The sequence below is a fragment of the Bradyrhizobium sp. 141 genome (genome assembly GCF_023074055.1).
Classification (GTDB): domain Bacteria; phylum Pseudomonadota; class Alphaproteobacteria; order Rhizobiales; family Xanthobacteraceae; genus Bradyrhizobium.
Genome location: NZ_JADPKR010000013.1, coordinates 524,356 through 540,503, shown reverse-complemented (window position 1 = coordinate 540,503; position 16,148 = coordinate 524,356). Strand labels below are relative to the sequence as shown.

At 64.0% G+C, this 16,148-nt stretch carries 17 protein-coding genes; 7 read left to right on the top strand and 10 right to left on the bottom strand.

The genetic code is table 11. The features are described 5' to 3' along the window. Positions 1-89: 89 nt before the first annotated feature. From IVA81_RS04790 to ugpC, 9 genes are all read right to left on the bottom strand, one after another. Positions 90-296: a hypothetical protein gene (locus IVA81_RS04790; protein WP_247312986.1), complete on the bottom strand. Its 207-nt coding sequence runs from the start codon at positions 294-296 to the stop codon at positions 90-92. Positions 297-423: 127 nt separating this feature from the next. Further along, complete coding sequence (locus tag IVA81_RS04785) at positions 424-1,593, bottom strand: acetyl-CoA acetyltransferase (RefSeq protein ID WP_247312983.1); 1,170 nt, start codon at positions 1,591-1,593, stop codon at positions 424-426. Between the two features lie 59 nt (positions 1,594-1,652). Next, a complete protein-coding gene (eda, locus tag IVA81_RS04780; RefSeq protein WP_247312980.1) occupies positions 1,653-2,303 on the bottom strand; it encodes a bifunctional 4-hydroxy-2-oxoglutarate aldolase/2-dehydro-3-deoxy-phosphogluconate aldolase in 651 nt (216 codons plus the stop codon). A gap of 18 nt (positions 2,304-2,321) precedes the next feature. Next, positions 2,322-3,302, bottom strand: a complete 981-nt coding sequence (locus tag IVA81_RS04775) for a sugar kinase (RefSeq protein ID WP_247313334.1) — start codon at positions 3,300-3,302, stop codon at positions 2,322-2,324. Between the two features lie 23 nt (positions 3,303-3,325). After that, positions 3,326-4,312 (bottom strand): D-erythronate dehydrogenase, encoded by a 987-nt coding sequence (gene denD / locus IVA81_RS04770; protein ID WP_247312977.1) that lies wholly within the window; start codon positions 4,310-4,312, stop codon positions 3,326-3,328. A 69-nt stretch (positions 4,313-4,381) separates the two neighbouring features. Further along, positions 4,382-5,305, bottom strand: a complete 924-nt coding sequence (locus IVA81_RS04765) for a carbohydrate ABC transporter permease (protein ID WP_246923204.1) — start codon at positions 5,303-5,305, stop codon at positions 4,382-4,384. Continuing rightward, entirely contained in the window at positions 5,298-6,251 is a 954-nt protein-coding gene (locus tag IVA81_RS04760) for a sugar ABC transporter permease (RefSeq protein ID WP_247312974.1), read from the bottom strand. Before IVA81_RS04760 ends, IVA81_RS04765 begins: the two co-directional genes overlap by 8 nt. A 64-nt stretch (positions 6,252-6,315) precedes the next feature. Next, entirely contained in the window at positions 6,316-7,635 is a 1,320-nt protein-coding gene (locus IVA81_RS04755; protein ID WP_247312971.1) for an ABC transporter substrate-binding protein, read from the bottom strand. Positions 7,636-7,682: 47 nt separating this feature from the next. Further along, positions 7,683-8,750, bottom strand: a complete 1,068-nt coding sequence (gene ugpC, locus IVA81_RS04750; RefSeq protein ID WP_246923191.1) for a sn-glycerol-3-phosphate ABC transporter ATP-binding protein UgpC — start codon at positions 8,748-8,750, stop codon at positions 7,683-7,685. A gap of 203 nt (positions 8,751-8,953) precedes the next feature. On the opposite strand from ugpC, the gene IVA81_RS04745 reads away from it, so the two are divergent. From IVA81_RS04745 to IVA81_RS04715, 7 genes are all read left to right on the top strand, one after another. Further along, positions 8,954-10,054 carry a LacI family DNA-binding transcriptional regulator gene (locus tag IVA81_RS04745; protein ID WP_247312968.1) on the top strand — a complete coding sequence of 367 codons (1,101 nt, stop codon included), beginning with the start codon at positions 8,954-8,956 and terminating at the stop codon, positions 10,052-10,054. Positions 10,055-10,176: 122 nt separating this feature from the next. Continuing rightward, entirely contained in the window at positions 10,177-12,006 is a 1,830-nt protein-coding gene (locus IVA81_RS04740; RefSeq protein ID WP_247312965.1) for an IlvD/Edd family dehydratase, read from the top strand. A gap of 125 nt (positions 12,007-12,131) precedes the next feature. Beyond that, on the top strand, positions 12,132-12,863 hold the full coding sequence (locus IVA81_RS04735) for an SDR family oxidoreductase (RefSeq protein WP_247312962.1): 732 nt from the start codon (positions 12,132-12,134) through the stop codon (positions 12,861-12,863). 19 nt (positions 12,864-12,882) lie between these two features. Next, positions 12,883-13,629 carry an SDR family NAD(P)-dependent oxidoreductase gene (locus tag IVA81_RS04730; RefSeq protein WP_247312931.1) on the top strand — a complete coding sequence of 249 codons (747 nt, stop codon included), beginning with the start codon at positions 12,883-12,885 and terminating at the stop codon, positions 13,627-13,629. Between the two features lie 7 nt (positions 13,630-13,636). Next, positions 13,637-14,029 carry a GFA family protein gene (locus tag IVA81_RS04725; RefSeq protein WP_247312928.1) on the top strand — a complete coding sequence of 131 codons (393 nt, stop codon included), beginning with the start codon at positions 13,637-13,639 and terminating at the stop codon, positions 14,027-14,029. A 141-nt stretch (positions 14,030-14,170) separates the two neighbouring features. Next, positions 14,171-14,851, top strand: a complete 681-nt coding sequence (locus IVA81_RS04720) for a site-2 protease family protein (protein WP_247312925.1) — start codon at positions 14,171-14,173, stop codon at positions 14,849-14,851. A 62-nt stretch (positions 14,852-14,913) separates the two neighbouring features. Continuing rightward, positions 14,914-15,336, top strand: coding sequence for a hypothetical protein (locus tag IVA81_RS04715; protein WP_247313332.1), 423 nt, complete (start codon positions 14,914-14,916; stop codon positions 15,334-15,336). Here IVA81_RS04715 and IVA81_RS04710 read toward each other — a convergent pair. Continuing rightward, on the bottom strand, positions 15,324-16,142 hold the full coding sequence (locus IVA81_RS04710) for a TonB family protein (RefSeq protein ID WP_247312922.1): 819 nt from the start codon (positions 16,140-16,142) through the stop codon (positions 15,324-15,326). The two genes, IVA81_RS04715 and IVA81_RS04710, sit on opposite strands and share 13 nt — an antisense overlap. Positions 16,143-16,148: the final 6 nt, after the last annotated feature.

Here is a 16,148-nt window from a genome sequence, read left to right as displayed (position 1 = left end):
CGCAATTTCGGTCCAGCTAAAGGCAGCGCGGCCGCGCGCGCAAGGGCGGCCGGCGTATGGCCGCATGCGCCGCGCGGCGATATCGACCGCTATTTCTTTTGGCGGGATTCGCGGATCTTGAGGAGCCGGTCGAGCTCGTCGTTCTGCTGGCTGATCCGGTCGGCGATGCGCGACTCGTTCTGCTCGCCCGAGGCGGCCGCGGCCTGCTCGATGAGCTGGCGGATATTGTCCTCGATGATCGCGATACGATCGTTGAGTGCGTCCATCGATAGTGAGGTTTCGTAGTCAGTGCTCATGATGCATTTCCCGCAAATCAATCAGGAGCGTTAAGGTGGGCAAAGCGAAGCGCGCCCACCATGATCTAGCGCAAGGAAGAAGGTGGGCACGGCGCATGGCGCCTTTGCCCACCCTACAGGACTGAGCCTACTTCAGCGGCTCCAGCACGGAGACGTAGTTGGCGACCGCGGCACCGCCCATGTTGAAGATGCCGCCGAGCTTGGCATTCTTCAACTGCATGCCCTCGGGCGCCTGGCCTGCGAGCTGCATCGCGGTCATCACGTGCATGGAGACACCGGTGGCGCCGATCGGATGGCCCTTGGCCTTCAGGCCGCCGGACGGATTGACCGGCAGCTTGCCGTCCTTCAGCGTCCAGCCTTCCTTGATGGCGCGGGCGCCCTGCCCCCTCGGCGTCAGGCCCATCGCTTCGTACTCGATCAGCTCGGCGACGGTGAAGCAATCATGGGTCTCGACGAAGGAGAGATCGCTGAGCGCAACGCCCGCCTTTTCCAGCGCGCGCTGCCAGGCGACCGTGCAGCCCTCGAACTGCAGGATGTCGCGCTTGGACATCGGCAGAAAATCCTGGGCGTGCGCGGTGGCGCGGAAGCCGATCGACTTGGTCAAGGCCTTGGCGGTCTCGGCATCGGCCAAAACCAGCGCGGCGGCGCCGTCGGAGACCAGCGAGCAGTCGGTGCGCTTCAAGGGACCTGCGACGTAAGGGTTCTTCTCGCTCTCGGCGCGGCAGAAGTCGAAGCCAAAATCCTTGCGCATCTGGGCGAAGGGGTTGGCGACGCCGTTCTTGTGGTTCTTGGCCGCGATCAGCGCCAGTGCGTCGGACTGATCGCCGTATTTCTGAAAATAGGAGCTGGCGATCTTACCGAACACGCCGGCAAAGCCGCCGACGGTGTCGCCGTCCTCGGGCAGGTAGGACGCCTTGAGCAGGTACTTGCCGATCTCCGGACCGGGCGTGCGCGTCATCTGCTCGACGCCGACGACCAGCACGATCTTGGCCGCGCCTGCGGCAATCGCGCGCAGGCCCTGGTGAACGGCCGCCGAGCCCGTGGCGCAGGCATTCTCGACGCGGGTTGCCGGCTTGAAGCGCAGCTTCGGGTCGGCCTGGAGCACCAGGGAGGCGGTAAAATCCTGCGGCGAGAAGCCGGCGTTGAAATGGCCGAGCACGATCTCGTCGACATCGCCGGCCGAAATGCCGGCATCGGCCAGCGCCTCGTTGGCAACGCGGGTGACGAGGCTTTCGACGGTTTCGGTGTCGAACTTGCCGAACGGCGTATGCGCCCATCCGACGATGCTGGCGGTCATGATCTTCTCTCCCTGGGGTCTCTTCCTGAGCTAAGTCTTAGCCCAGGGATGGCAAGACTTCACGCGGCTTTCAGGGCCTTGAGGGTGCGCTGGCAGATGGCAGTTATGCCGGCCCAGTTCCCGGCCCTGATCTCCGCCGTCGGACACAGCCAGGAACCGCCGACCGCGACCACGTTGGGCTCGGCCAGCCAGCTCGCCGCATTGGCCTCGCCCACCCCGCCGGTCGGGCAGAACCGCACGTTCGGGAATGGGCCGCCGAGGGCGCGCAGGCCCTTGATGCCGCCGGCCTGCTCGGCCGGAAAGAACTTTGCGACATCGAGGCCGTAGGACAGCGCCATCATCAGCTCGGACGCGGTCGCGATGCCCGGCGCGAACGGCAAGGAGCTGTGCGCTGCGGCCTTCAGGAGATCGGGTGTCAGGCCCGGGCTGATGCCGAACGCGACGCCAAGCTTCTCGACACGGGTGAAGTCGGCCGGATTGAGAATCGTGCCGATACCGACGACCGCCTCGGGCACTTCGGCCATCATCGCCCGCGCGGCCTCGATCGCAACGGGGGTGCGCAGTGTCACCTCCAGCGTGCGGACGCCGCCGGCGACCAGCGCACGCGCCAGCGGCACGGCGTCCTGGATGCGCTCGATGGTGAGGACCGGAATGACGGTCGCATCCCTGAACAGCGCGACGAGGTGGTTCTGTTGGGCAGACGTGGGCATTTCGTGGATCTTTTCGTTTTACTTGGTCGCTTGGCGCGTGGCCGCCGGCCGGTGCCGCTTCTTCGGCGGCATGGCATAGCCCGGAATGATGGCGCCGGGATAGCAGATCACGAGGCTGGCGAGGCGATGCCCGGCCTGGGCCGCCTCGACCGGATCGGAACCGGCGAGCCGGGCCGCAATGTAGGCCGCAGCAAAGCTGTCGCCGGCCGCCGTGGTGTCGACGACGGGGTTTGTCATGGGTTCGGCGCGGACTTCGCTCGTGCCGCCGGGGAAGCGCAAGAGGCTCACCGGCTCGGTCAGCCGGAACACCAGCTCCGGCGTGGGGATCCGCGCCATCAATTGCTCGTTGCTCTCGCCGGGATAGAGCGCGAGCAGATCCTCGGTCGAGGTCAGCACGATGTCGGCGGCCGCAAACGCCGCAGCAAACACCTCGCGCGCGACGTCGCGGTCGGGCCACCCCCGCGCGCGGAAATTGGTGTCGAACACGAAGCGGGTGCCGAGCAGGCGCGCGCGCTTGATCGCCGCGAACAGGCGATCGCGTCCGCCCGCATCGTAGATCGAGAGCGTGATCGCGGAGAGATAGACGATGTCGTAGCTCATCAGCGAGTTGAGGAGCTCATCCGTCTCCGGCAGATTCATCAGTTGGCGCGCCGCCGCGCTGTCGCGCCAGTGAAAGAACTGGCGCTCGCCCTTCGCATCGAGCTGGATCATGTACAGGCCGGGCAGCTTGCCCGCCAGCCGCACGACCCGCCTCGTGCCGACGCCCTCCGCATTCCAGGCCGCGATCATCTCGTCGCTGAGACCGTCATCGCCGAGCGCCGTGAGATAGTCGACCTTGACCTCGAGCCGCGCGAGGTACACCGCGGTGTTGAGAGTGTCACCGCCGAAGCCGCGCGAATACAGGCCGCCGCCCTGCCCGCTGGACTGCCCGGCAGGTTGCCCGCCCTGGGCCTGCCTGAGCTCGACCATGCACTCGCCGATGCAAGCAACGCTCGCCATCATGTGACCCGCTCAGTCAGAGGTCAGGCGACGAAATTGCCGCCGAGCTCGTCTTCGATGTGAATACGGATGATGTCGTCGAAGCTCTTCTCGGCGGTGGTGAAGCCGAACTCGAGCGACCGCTTTGCGTTGAAATTGCGCGGCCAGCCGCCGACGATGCCGACGATGAAGGGATCCGGCTCGCGCTTGATCCGGGCAGCGACCTTCTCACCCGCAACCCGCTTCAACGCGGCGATCTGCTCGCCGACCGTCGCCGACAGGCCCGGCATGGTCAGATTGCGGCGCGGGCCGACCGCGGCGAGGTCCATGGTGCCGGCGTGGAGCAGGAAGCCGACCGCGGAGCGCGGTGTGGCGTGCCAGTGACGAACGTCCTCGGAAACGGGAAGTACCACTTCCTTGCCCGCCAGGGGCTCGCGCAGGATATTGGAGAAGAAGCCCGATGCCGCCTTGTTGGGCAGGCCGGGCCGGATGCAGATGGTCGGCAGGCGGATGCCGATGCCGTCGAGGAAGCCGCGGCGCGAATAGTCGGCCAGCAGGAGTTCGCCGATCGCCTTCTGGGTGCCGTAGCTGAGCAGCGGCGTGTGGAAGAATTCGTCGCCGATCGCATCCGGGAACGGCGCGCCGAACACGGCGATCGAGGACGTGAAGACCACCCGCGGCTTGTAGCCGCCGCCGACGAGCCTGACGGCGTCGAGCAGCATCCGGGTGCCGTCGAGATTGATGCGGTAGCCTTTGTCGAAATCGAGCTCGGCTTCACCGGAGACGATGGCCGCGAGATGGAAGATCACGTCCGGGCGGCCGGCGATCAGCTTTTCGGCAGCGCCTGGCACGGCGAAATCACCCGACACCGTCTCGACGGGGAAACCAGCCTTCTCCGGCTTTTTCGGCTCCACCACGTCATGCATGGTCAGTTTCGTGATGTCGCTCTTGCCGAGCCGGCCGTCGCGGAGCAGCCGTTCACACAATTTGCGGCCGACCATGCCGGCGGCGCCGAGAACCAGAATGTGCAAGAGCTTAACTCCTTGTTATTGGCCGGAACGCGCAGCCCCTCGCGCGCTCCCGTGGCAGACCCCCCGCGATCACTCCTTCACGGCGCCGGTCATCGCGGACACATAATGCTCCACGAAGAAGGCGTAAAGGATGACGAGCGGCAGCGAGCCGGCCAGGGCTCCCGCCATCAGCGAACCCCAGCGGTAGATGTCACCGTCCACGAACTCGTTGACGATCGCGACCGGCACCGTCTTGTTGCTGGTCGACTGCAGGAACGTCAACGCGTAGATGAACTCGTTCCAGCACAGCGTGAAGCAGAAGATGAAGGCCGAGATCAGGCCGGGAATGGCGAGCGGCAGCACGATCTTGATCAGGATCTGCCAGCGGCTCGCTCCGTCGATCAGCGCGCATTCCTCGAGCTCGAACGGGATGGTCTTGAAGTAGCCCATCAGGAGCCAGGTCGAGAACGGAATCAGGATGGTCGGATAGGTCAGGATCAGCGCCAGCGGCGAGTCGAACAGGCCGTATTGAAACACGACGGTGGCGAGCGGAATGAACAGGATCGAGGGCGGCACCAGATAGGCAAGGAAGATCAGCCCGCCGACGAGATTGGCGCCCTTGTAGCGCAGGCGCACGATGGCGTAGGCAGCTAACACCGATGCGATGATCGAGAGCACCGTGGCGCAGACCGCCACGTACATCGTGTTCCAGAGCCAGTACGGATAGTAGCTCTCGAACAGCAGCTTGTGGAAATGCTTGAAGGTCGGATTCCAGGTCCAGAACGGGTTGAACCTGTCGAGATCGAGCAACTGATCGTCCGGCTTCACCGAAGTCAGCGCCATCCAGTAGAACGGAAACAAGAGCACCACGACGATGATCGCGAGCGGCAGGTACAGCGTCACCATCCGGCGCGGCACCGACTGCAGATAGCTCATGCCCTCGCTGTTATCGACGCGCGCGGGCGCCGATATGACGGCCTTGAGATCTACTTTCGAGGCAGGAAGATCAGTCATTGTTCTCTCCCTGTTGCCACTTGCGACGCTGCAGGCCGAACCAGGACACCATGATCGCCGCGAGCAGGAATGGAATCATGGCACTGGATATCGCCGCGCCCTCCCCGAGCTGCCCGGCGATGATCGCGCGCTGGTAGGACAGCGTCGCCATCAGATGGGTTGCGTTGACGGGGCCGCCGCGCGTCATCGCCCAGATCAGCTGGAAGTCGGTGAAGGTGAACAGCACCGAGAAGGTCATCACGACGGCGATGATCGGCGTCAGCAGCGGATAGGTGATGAACCGGAAATTCTGCCAGCGCGTGGCCCCGTCGAGCGTTGCGGCTTCATAGAGCGACGGCGACACCGTCTGCAGGCCTGCGAGCAGCGTGATCGCCACGAACGGCACGCCGCGCCAGATATTGGCGAAGATCACGCAAATGCGTGCCCAGGTCGTGTCGCCGAGGAAGTTGATATTTTGATTGATCACACCGAGATGCTTCAGCGACCAGGAGATGATGGAGAATTGCGAGTCGAAGATCCACCAGAACGCCAATGCCGAGAGCACCGTCGGCACGATGAAGGGGATGAGCACCATCGCGCGGAGCATCGCCTTGAACGGCATATTCTCGTTCAGCAGCAGCGCGAGATAGAGTCCGATCGCAAATTTGAGGGCGCTTGCGACGAAGGTGTAGAGCAGCGTGTTGAACACCGACAGCCAGAAGATGGAGTCGTCCCACAACCACTCATAGTTCTCGGTGGCGACGAAGTGCCCGACCCTGCCGATGCGGGTATCCGTGAAGGACAGCCAGATCCCGAGCCCCAGCGGATAGGCCAGGAAGAAGATCAGGAACGCCATGGCCGGCACCATGAACCAGAAGCCGAGCCAGTTGCGATTGTGTTTGAGCTGGGTCCAGGCGTTGTCCTCGCTCATCTGAGGCTTGGCCCGGGGAATTGCGACATCAGCCATGCCCGATATCCCTGATCGAAATGTTGACGAGCGGGCGGCACAACTGCCGCCCGCTCCGTGACGCTTAGCGATAGATGCGCTTCAGCTGGCGCTCGGCTTCCGCCATCGCGCCCTTCGCATCCTTGGTGCCGGTGCAGTAGTTGGCGAACATGTCGACGACGATGAAGTCGGCGATTGCCGTTGCCGCCTTCTCGCCGACCGTACCGATACCGGCTGCCGGTAGAGTGCGCTTGGACGCCTGCGAGAACACGGCATTCTTGGGATCCGCGGTCCAGATCGGCGCCGATTCATAGCCGTTCAAGGTCTGCGTCAGATAGCCCTGCGCGCCATCCAGCCACTTCTCGTAGTTTTCCTTCTCCAGCATGAAGGCGACAAAGGCCTTCGCCGCGTTCGGATATTTGGTGAAGTTGAAGGCGAGGATTGGCAGCGCAAGCTGCAGCTCGGTCGGCTTGCCGACCGGTCCGACCGGCCAGAGCGCGTGATAGGTATCCTGGGTGAGTTCCTTCTTGCTCGCATCGGTCTTGGCGGCGACGTAGATCGAGATGCCGTTCGCCGTGCAATAGAGCTCGCCGGCGAGGAACGCCTTGTTGTTGGAGGAATCGTTCCAGGACGCCGTGCCCGGGATGAAGCTCTCATACAGCGCCTTGCAATATTCCAGCGCCTTCGCGGTCTCCGGCGAATTGATGACGATCTTGTCGTTCTGGTCCACCGTGTAGGCCCCGTGTCCCCACAGCACCCAGTGCAGCCAGGAATTGCCGTCGCCCGACGCGTGCCCGAGAGCGAAGCCGGCCGGCGTGTTGTTCGCCTTCAGCGCCTTGCACATCTCGAGGAAGCTGGGGAAATCCTTCGGAAATTCCTTGAACCCCGCCTTGTCGAGCGCCGACTTGCGGTACGTCATGTAGCCGCCGTTGGTTGCGACGGGAATGCCGAGCCAGTCGTTGCCTTGCTTGCAGGTCTTGGCGGCGGCATCGGTCCAGCCGCCATATTTGTTGCCGAGATAATCGGCGACGTCGTTCATCTTCAGCACTTTGGTGGGGAACAGCTGCGGCAGCGTATGCAAGCCCCAGGCGAGATCGAGGCCGGAGCCGGTGTTGGCCGCAACCGAGGCCTTCGGCTGCACGTCCTCGAAGGATTCGCTGAACACGTTCATCTCGGTGCCGGTGGCAGCCTTGAACGCCGCGACCATTGCGTTGAACGCATCGTCTTCCGCCGGCACGAAGCGCTTCCACCGCATCACGGTCAGCTTGGCGCCGGGCTCAGCCTTCCAGGGCGCGCTCTGCGCCCAGGCCTTGGCGAAATCGAACAGTGCCGGCCCGGTGAGCATGCCGGTTGCAGCCAGTGCCGTTCCGCCCTGAAGCAGAGTCCGGCGGGTAAAGTCTTGCATGTCGTCCTCCCTGTGATGCTTTTTTATTGTCTTAAGTAAAACTTACGCTACGCGTTCAGGCGCTTTCCCGTCGCTTCGTCGAACAAGTGCACCAGTGACGGGTCGGGCTTCAGCCGGACCTTGTCGCCCGGGTTGAACTGGTGGCGTTCGCGGAAGACCGCGACGACCTGCTCGCCGCCGATCTTGGCGAACACTTGCGTCTCCGAGCCGGTCGGCTCGACCACGACGATCTCGGCCTCGGCGCCGTCGTCGGCGATGGTGAAATGCTCGGGCCGCACGCCGTAGACTGCGGGAAGGCCGTCGGACGCCGCGGGCGCGGTCTTGAGCGGCAGCTTGACGCCGTTCGGCCCTTCGAAGGTGGCAACGCCGTTGACGCGCACATGGCCCTTCAGGAAGTTCATCGCGGGTGAGCCGATGAAGCCGGCGACGAACTGGTTGTCGGGCTTGTCGTAGAGCTCGAGCGGCGTGCCCATCTGCTCGACGATGCCGTCATGCATGACGACGATCTTGTCGGCCATGGTCATGGCTTCGATCTGGTCGTGGGTGACGTAGACGGTCGTCGTCTTCAGCCGCTGGTGCAGCTCCTTGATCTCGGTGCGCATGGCGACGCGCAGCTTGGCGTCGAGGTTGGACAAGGGCTCGTCGAACAGGAAGACCTGCGGATCGCGCACGATGGCGCGGCCCATCGCGACGCGCTGGCGCTGGCCGCCGGAGAGCTGACGCGGATAGCGATCGAGCAGCGGCGACAGAGCGAGAATTTCGGCAGCCCGCTTGACGCGCTTGTTGATCTCGTCGGAGCCGGCATTCCGCAGCTTCAGCGAGAAGCCCATGTTGTCGGCCACCGTCATGTGCGGATAGAGCGCGTAGTTTTGGAATACCATTGCAATGTCCCGCTCCTTCGGCTGGACATTGTTGACGACGCGGTCGCCGATCGAGATCGTGCCGGAGGTGATGTTCTCGAGACCGGCGAGCATGCGCAGAAGCGTCGACTTGCCGCAGCCGGAGGGGCCAACCAGGACGACGAATTGGCCGTCCTCGATCGGTACAGTCACGCCGTGCAGGACTTCAAAATTGCCAAACGATTTCCGCACGTCGCGGATTTGCACAGACGACATCTAGCTCCCTCCTCGAAAGTCCACGACACATCTTAGCGCCGCGACCGTCTTGTTTTTCAGACTTCGCCGAACCAAGGCCCGACCTTAGCGGGCTATATTGTCGGCAGTTTGTGCGGTTTTGGCAATTTGTCTTTGGTTAGTCGCTGCTGGTAGCGCTGTCAACGTTCCTTTGTTTGCGGGACCGACTGTGTTATGAGCAGCAAATGGGTCGAAAACGCACCAAGTCAGGCAAAATCCGGCTGGCGGAAGTCGCCGAGCTTGCCGGCGTCAGCCCCATTACAGCGTCCCGCTTCTTTCGTAATCCGGAGGCCCTGTCGATCGCCAAGCGGACGCGGGTCGAGAGCGCGGCCAAGGAGCTCGGCTATGTCCCGAACCTTGCGGCACGCGCGTTGGCCTCGCAACGCACCGAGGTCATCGGTGTCCTGATTCCCTCTCTCACCAACAACGTGTTCTCGGACGTGCTGCGCGGCATCTACGATGCGTCCGAAGGCAACCGTTACTCGATCCAGTTGTCCAACACACGCTACAGCATTCTCCAGGAGGAGAAGCTGCTGCGTCTGTTTCTGGCGCAGAAGCCGGCCGGACTGATCGTCACCGGCATCGACCAGACCGCGGAATCGCGCGCGATGCTGGAGGCCGCCGACTGCCCGATCGTGCAGATCATGGAGATCGGCCCCGATCCGGTCGACATGATGATCGGCTTTTCGCACTATGATGCAGCCCGCGCAGCGGTTGCGCACCTGTTCGAACAAGGGCACCGCAGGATCGGCTTCGTCGGCGCCCGCATGGATCCGCGGGTGCAGCGGCGGCTGGACGGATATGTCTCGGCCATGAAGGACGCCGCAATGTTCGAGCAGCGTCTCGTCGTCACGACCGCGACGCCGACCTCGGTGACGCTCGGCGGCGCCCTATTCACCGATCTCCTGGCGCGAGAGCCCGACCTCGATGCAGTGTTCTGCGCCAATGACGACCTCGCGCTCGGCGTTCTGTTCGAATGCCGGCGCCGCGAGATCGCGGTCCCCGACCAGATCGCGATCGTCGGCTTCAACGACCTCGAATTCATGGCGTCTGCCGTCCCTACCCTCACCAGCGTGCGCACCAACCGCTACGAGATGGGCAAGACGGCCGCCAACATGCTGATCGAGGCGATCGAGGGGCGGCGTCCGGAGCAGCCGGTGCTCGATCTCGGCTTCAAGGTGATCGAGCGGCAAAGCTCGTCGTCGCGCCATTCGGAGAGCAGGCCAGCCGGTTCAGGCGCGGGTGCGGCGAACAAAATGGTAGCGTTACCAAGTGGCCACGACTAGTATTGCATTCATGAGGAAACGCCCCGCCAGCGGGCCAGCGATCCATCATTCGCGCCGTTGGGCATCGCACAAGCCGACACCCTAGGACGGACGCCAGTGCGTTTGCATTGCAGGAGAAGCCAATGACAAAAAAACCAACCAATGGGCAAGCGCCCGCCGGCAACGGCTCACGACGCCACCTTCGCTCGCAGGAATGGTTCAACAACCCGCACAATCCGGGCATGACCGCGCTCTATATGGAGCGTTACCTCAATTACGGCCTCACCCGCGCCGAGCTGCAGTCCGGCAAGCCGATCATCGGCATCGCCCAGACCGGCAACGACCTTTCCCCCTGCAACCGCCACCATATCGAACTTGCCCACCGCGTCCGCGAGGGCATCCGCGAGGCCGGCGGCATTGCGATGGAATTCCCGACCCATCCGATCCAGGAGACCGGCAAGCGCCCGACCGCAGCGCTCGACCGCAACCTCGCCTATCTTGGCCTGGTCGAGATCCTCTACGGCTATCCGCTCGACGGCGTCGTGCTCACCACCGGCTGCGACAAGACCACGCCGGCCTGCATGATGGCGGCGGCGACCGTGAACCTGCCCGCGATCGTGCTGTCGGGCGGCCCGATGCTGAACGGCTGGCATGCCGGCGAGCGCACCGGCTCCGGCACCATCGTCTGGAAGTCGCGCGAGCGGCTCGCCGCCGGCGAGATCGACTATGAAGAGTTCATGGAGATCGTGGCCTCCTCCGCGCCCTCGGTCGGCCATTGCAACACCATGGGCACCGCTTCGACCATGAACGGGCTTGCCGAAGCACTCGGCTTCTCGCTGCCGGGCTGCGCGGCGATCCCCGCACCTTATCGCGAGCGCGGCCAGATCGCCTATGAGACCGGCAAGCGCGCCGTCGAGATGGTCTGGGAAGACCTCAAGCCGTCGGACATCCTGACCCGCAAGGCGTTCGAGAACTGCATCGTGATCAATTCGGCGATCGGCGGCTCGACCAACGCGCCGATCCACATCAACGCGCTGGCCCGTCACATTGGCGTCGAGCTCACGATCGAGGACTGGCAGAAGGTAGGCCACGACGTGCCGCTGCTGGTCAACATGCAGCCGGCCGGCTTCTATCTCGGCGAGGAATTCCACCGCGCTGGCGGCGTACCCGCCGTGGTGCGCGAGTTGATGAAGCACAAGCGCATCCATGAAGACGCGGTCACCGTCAACGGCCGCGGCATCGGCGAGAACTGCAAGGATGCGCCAAAGCCCGACAACGACGTGATCTGGGCTTACGACAAGCCGCTGGTCAAGGACGCCGGCTTCCTGGTGTTGAAGGGCAATCTGTTCGATTCCGCGATCATGAAGACCAGCGTGATCTCCAAGGAATTCCGCGATCGCTATCTCAGCAATCCGAAGGACCTCAACGCATTCGAGGGCCGCGCCATCGTGTTCGAGGGACCGGAGGACTATCACGAGCGGATCGACGATGCCTCGCTCGACATCGACGAGCGCTGCGTGCTGTTCATCCGCGGCACCGGCCCGATCGGCTACCCTGGTGGCGCCGAGGTCGTGAACATGCAGCCGCCCGCGGCGCTGATCAAACGCGGCATCCTGTCCCTGCCCTGCATCGGCGACGGCCGCCAGTCCGGCACCTCGGGATCGCCCTCGATCCTGAACGCCTCGCCGGAAGCTGCCGCCAATGGGGGCCTCGCGATCCTCAAGACCGGCGACAAGGTCCGCGTCGACCTCAACAAGGGCAGCGCCAACATCCTGATCTCGGACGAGGAGCTGAAGAAGCGTCACGCCGAGCTGAAGGCCAATGGCGGCTTCAAGCATCCCGAAAACCAGACGCCGTGGCAGGAAATCTATCGCAACACCGTCGGCCAGCAATCGACCGGCGCCTGCATGGAGCTCGCCACGCGCTACCAGAACGTCGCCGGCACGTTTGGCGTGGCGCGGGATAATCACTGAGCTAGGCACACGTAGCCCGGGTGAGCGAAGCGACACCCGGGACATTCCGTTCCCGGATGTCGCGCTTGCGCGCTCATCCGGGCTACGGCATTGGCAATCAGATTCAAGGTGAGGAGAACAACAACATGGCAGACCGCCTCAAGGGAAAGCGCGCCGTCGTCACGGCTGCAGCCGCTGGCATCGGCCGCGCCTGCGCCATCGCATTCGCGCGTGAGGGCGCAACCGTCATTGCCACCGACATCAATGAAGCCGGCATCGCTGGCTTGACCAAGGAAGGCATCGCCGAGGTCGCAAAGCTCGACGTCCGCAACACCGCCGACGTCAATGCCTTTGCCAAGCGTGTCGGCAAGATCGACATCCTGCTCAATGCGGCGGGTTTCGTGCACCACGGCACCATCCTGGAATGCTCGGAAGAGGACTTTGATTTCTCGTTCGACCTCAACGTCAAGTCGATGCACCGGACCATCAGGGCGTTCCTGCCCGACATGATCGCGGGCGGCGGCGGCAGCATCGTCAACATTTCGTCCTGCGCAGCCTTGAGGCCGCCGGCCAACCGTTACGTCTACAGCTCGTCCAAGGCTGCGGTGTCGCTGCTGTCGCGCGCGGTCGCGCTCGACTTCATCACCAAGGGCATCCGCTGCAACTCGATCTGCCCCGGCACCATCGAGACGCCTTCGATGCTCGATCGCGCCGCCGCGCAAGGCCCGCAAGGCAAGGAGATGTTCGTCTCCCGCCAGAAGATGGGCCGGCTCGGTACCGCCGAGGAAATCGCCAACATGGCGGTCTATCTCGGCAGCGACGAGAGCGCCTTCACCACCGGCGTCGACCTCGTCGTCGACGGCGGTTACATGCTCTGACGCCAGGAGATCAAATCTCATGAACAAGATCGATCTCACCGGCCGCATCGCCATCGTCACCGGCGGCGCGCAGGGTTTTGGCCGCGCGATCGCCGAGCGTTTTGTCGCCTCCGGCGCCAAGGTCGCGATCTGGGATTTTGATGCGGCTCTGGCTGAGAAAACCGCAAAGGAAATCGGCGATAGCGTCCGCGTGTTCAAGGTCGACGTCACCGATACCGCGGCCGTCGAGCAGGCCCGCGATGCGACGCTGGCCGCCTTCGGCAAGATCGACATCCTCGTCAACAATGCCGGCATCGCCGGCATCAACAAGCCGGTCTGGGAGACCGACCTCGAGGAATGGCGCAAGGTTCTGCGCATCAACCTTGACGGCCCCTTCATCGTCTGCAAGGCCATCGTGCCCGCGATGCTCAAGCAGAAATACGGGCGCATCGTCAACATCGCCTCGATCGCCGGCAAGGAAGGCAATCCGAACGCCTCGCATTATTCGGCGTCCAAGGCCGGCCTGATCGCGCTGACGAAATCGCTCGGCAAGGAGCTCGCCGCCCACGACATTCTCGTCAACGCGGTAACGCCGGCGGCCGCGAAGACGGCGATCTTCGACCAGATGACGCAGCAGCATATCGACTTCATGCTGTCGAAGATCCCGAAGGGGCGCTTCGTGCTGGTCGAAGAGCTGGCCGCGATGGTGAGCTGGCTCGCGTCCGAGGACTGCGCCTTCTCGACCGGTGCGGTGTTCGACATCTCGGGCGGACGCGCAACCTATTGAGGACATCATGCTCCGGGAAGGTGGATGCCTGTGCGGCGCGGTTCGGTTCAAGGCGGAGGGCGAGCCGCTCAACGTTCGCGTCTGCCATTGCCGCACCTGCCAGAAAGCGATGGGCTCGCCCTTCTTCGCCCGCGCGCAGTTCGACCAGCGCGCGCTGACCGTGGAGGGTGACACCGCCCGCTACGCCTCCTCCGAGAACATCGACCGCGTGTTCTGCAAGCATTGCGGCACGCGGCTGTTCGCCTGGCGGCGCAATGGCACGCTCGCAGGCGTGTCCCTCTCCGTTTTCGACGATCGCAACGCCTTTGCGCCGACCGAGCACATCTGGGTCTCGGAAAAGCCCGACTGGCTGAAGCTCGACGACGGTCTGACGCAACATCCGGGGACGATCCCGGCCTGATTTGCACGACGCCGCGCCGAGCGGATCATTTGCGGCGTGGCATTTCGGAACCGGCCACCCTATGTTGGGCTGAAGCGTCGCTGCACCGCCGGTTTGGCTGGAACGGCTGCCAGGCCGCGAGCGAACCGGGACGGACGAGCCGTGAACATTTCCTTTTATGACCTGTCGGTGTGGGTGCTCCCCCTCGTGCTCGCCATCACCTTCCACGAGGCCGCGCATGCCTTCGTCGCGGACCGGCTCGGGGACAACACGGCCTCGCAGCTGGGCCGCGTCAGCTTCAATCCGCTCAGGCACATTGATCCGTTCGGCACGCTGATCCTGCCGGCGATGCTGCTGTTTGCGCATTCGCCGTTCCTGTTCGGCTACGCCAAGCCGGTGCCGGTGAATTTCCGCAAGCTCAACAACCCCAGGCTCGACATGGTCTGGGTGGCGCTGGCCGGACCCGTCACCAACGTCGTGCTGGCGCTGGCCGCGGCCCTCGCCTTCCATGCGCTGCCCCTGGTCCCCGCGAGTTCGGCGAAATGGGTCGCGGACAACCTCAAGAATGCCCTCGTGATCAACGCGATCCTCGCGGTGTTCAACATGATGCCGATTCCGCCGCTCGACGGCGGGCGCGTCGCGGTCGGGCTGTTGCCGCGGCCCCTCGCCGTACCGCTGGCCCGGCTCGAGCCGTTCGGGATGCTGGTCCTGATCGCGCTCCTGATCCTGCTACCGCTTGCGGGGTCCCGGTTCGGTCTAAATCTTGATGTTATTTCAGCAATACTGCGAACGTTGACCGGTTATGTGATTCAGGCTGTTCTCTTCCTGACCGGCAACGCTTAGTTGAACAGCGACACCGAACACAAGCCGAAGGGCCAGAGGCCGACTTGGTCAAAGCTGCCGATATGCTGATCGCGCGACGCGCGGACACCCGCGCCCGCGCCGATTTCGCCACCTGGAAAATGATGGCCAAGCTGAACGGATCGTCCGCGCTGCCGCCGGAGGCCCAGGAGTTCCTGGCGAGCTACCAGAACCTGCTGGCGCAAATGAGCGAGGGTGAAGCCACCGAGGCGACCATCGGCGCGATCTACAAGGCCTATTATGCCGAGATGGGTGGCGCGGGAACCCCGCCCGACGTTCGCCCACGCGCGGCTGAGCCGGCCGCGGACAATGTTACCGCCTTCCGCCGCCCGGCACCGAAGCCGAAGACCACCAGCTTCTTCGGGGGTGGCACGGCCGCCGGTGCCCAAAGACGGCCGCTCCCGGTGGCGCTGATCTTCGCCTGCCTGGTCGTGGTCTATGTCGGCATCAGGCTCTACTGGCGCTGAGCAGATTTCTTCGTTTTCTTCTCTTCCCGCGGCTTGAACTTGATCTCGACGGTGCGCTCGAACCGGTCATCGGCCAGCTCGGTCGGCGGTATCGGGAAAGGATCGGATTTGTGGACCATGGAGATCGCAGCGGCATCGTAAGCCGCGTCTCCGGACGATTCCACGACATCGACCGAAACCACGTTCCCTCTGCGGTTGAGTGCGAAGCTCACCTTGGCAGTCTGGTCCTTGGGCTCCTTGCCCTCTGGATTGACCTTATGCGCTGCGAGATGCGCACTGATCTTGCGGTTCCAATCGGCCGTTAGCTTCAGCAGGTCTTTACCGATGCCGAGCACCGGCGCCATGGCCTTCTCGGCCTCGCGCGTTGCGTCTTCGAAAGTCTGCCGATCCGCTGCAACCGACTTCTGGGATGCCTCCATGGCCGGCGTTTCAATCGCAGCCACCTTCGGATCGTCGTCCTGTTCCTTCTTCGGCTTGTTCTCGGTGACGATACGATCGGCATCCTCGACTTGTTGCGGCCGATCCTGAGGAAGGTCGGTCTCCTTCGTCTCGGTCTTTTGCTCAGGCAGTGCCGGGCGCTCTTCCGACTCGTCCGATTCCGTCGGCGCGACGGGCAGATTGGACTCTTGAACCGGAGGCGAAGTCATCTCCACCGCGAACTCCGCGCCGGCTGCCCCCAGACCGTCGCCGTCATCATCGGCTTGCAGGTGGGCCAGCGCGAGCGCGGCGCCCCCCAGATGAAGCACGAGCGCCGCCACCGCGGCCAGGATCCAGAGCTTCCGGGATGGTCTGAGTTCGTCCGACATTGCGGG